1 protein-coding gene and 1 pseudogene are annotated in these 1,480 nt (G+C 64.9%); both read left to right on the top strand.

Features of this window, described 5'->3' with window-relative positions; translation table 11 throughout:
• Nucleotides 1-880: pseudogene (locus tag A2I95_RS37310) on the top strand (DNA ligase-associated DEXH box helicase); the annotation flags it as partial.
• 37 nt (nucleotides 881-917) lie between these two features.
• Nucleotides 918-1,480: ligase-associated DNA damage response endonuclease PdeM (gene pdeM, locus A2I95_RS37305; protein ID WP_291737500.1), on the top strand; the 563-nt coding region annotated here is incomplete at its 3' end.

Genomic DNA, 1,480 nt, shown 5'->3' with positions numbered 1-1,480 from the left:
CCGGACCGTGCGATACGAGGGCTTGCGCGAAATGACTGTCGAGGTCACCCGCACCCCCGGCAGGAAACCGAAGATCGCAGTGTTCTCCGGCACCAAATTCGCCACCTCCACCCAGCTCAGCGCGCGCATCCTGGAGATGTTCAGTCAGGACAGCTGGCCAGATCTGCCCCGCCACACCGCCGAATGGCTGGAACTGCAGCGCGACGTCTCGGACCTTCCCCGCGCCGGGTCGCTGCTGATCGAAAGCTTCCCCCGCGACGGGCGCGAGCATGCCTGCATTTACGGCTTTGCCGGCCGTAACGCTCAGCAAACGCTGGGACTGCTTCTAACCAAGCGGATGGAGGAGCTTGGCCTTGATCCGCTTGGCTTTGTCTCGACCGACTACGCCACCTTGATCTGGGGGCTGGAGCCGCTGACCGACCCGGCCCCGCTGTTCGATGTCACTGCCCTGCGCGAGGGGCTGGACGGCTGGCTGGCCGGCAACGCAGTAATGAAACGCGCCTTCCGCGGCGCGGCGACCATTGCCGGGCTGATTGAACGCAACACACCCGGGCAACGCAAGAACGGGCGCCAAGCAACATTCTCCTCCGACATCCTCTATGACACGCTCAGGAAATACGACCCGGACCACCTGCTGATGGGCATCACCCGCGACGAAGCCCTGCGCGGGCTGGTGGATTTTGGCCGCGTTGAGCAGATGCTGGCACGGATCAAGGGCCGGATCACCCTGCGACGGCTGGACCGGATCTCGCCGCTTGCAGCGCCGCTTTTGCTGGAGGCTGGCAAGGTTCCGGTCAAAGGCGCAGCGCAGGAAAAGCTGCTGCAACGCGAGGCCGAAGCGCTGATGCGGCTATCCGGACTGGACCGGCTGGCGCAATAGCGCTTGCCTGTCAAGCCAGCGAGTCTAAGACCACAGCATGAACGGATTTGATTTCAACCTCGCCGGCGCCCGCCTGACCGCGCTCGGCTCCGGCGCGCTCTGGTGGGCGGACCACCGGCTGCTTTGCGTCTCCGACCTGCATCTTGGAAAATCCGCACGCCATGCGCGGCGCGGCGGCAGTGCCCTGCCCCCTTACGAAGGCCGTGACACACTCAACCGCCTTGAGAGACTGGTCGCAGACCTCGACCCGGCAACCGTGGTTTGCCTCGGCGACAGTTTCGACGATGATGCCGCAGCCACAGCATTGCCGGCCCTGGAAAGGAACCAAACCCAAGACCTGATGCAAAACCGCCGCTGGATCTGGATCGAGGGAAACCACGACCCCGCCCCCACCAGTCGAGGCGGGGAGCATCTGGCGGACTTGCGGGTTGGCCCCCTCACCTTCCGCCACATTGCTGATCCGCCGGCAACGGCAGAAATCTCCGGCCACTACCATCCCAAGGCCCGCGTCCGCAGCAATTCACGCCCCTGTTTCCTGCTGGACGCCTCCCGCCTGATCCTGCCGGCATTCGGCACCTATACCGGCGGGTTGCGCAGCAC

The sequence above is a fragment of the Leisingera sp. F5 genome, from assembly GCF_001593695.1.
Note: the sequence above shows the minus strand (reverse complement) of the source record. Positions and strands in the feature narration are given on the sequence as shown.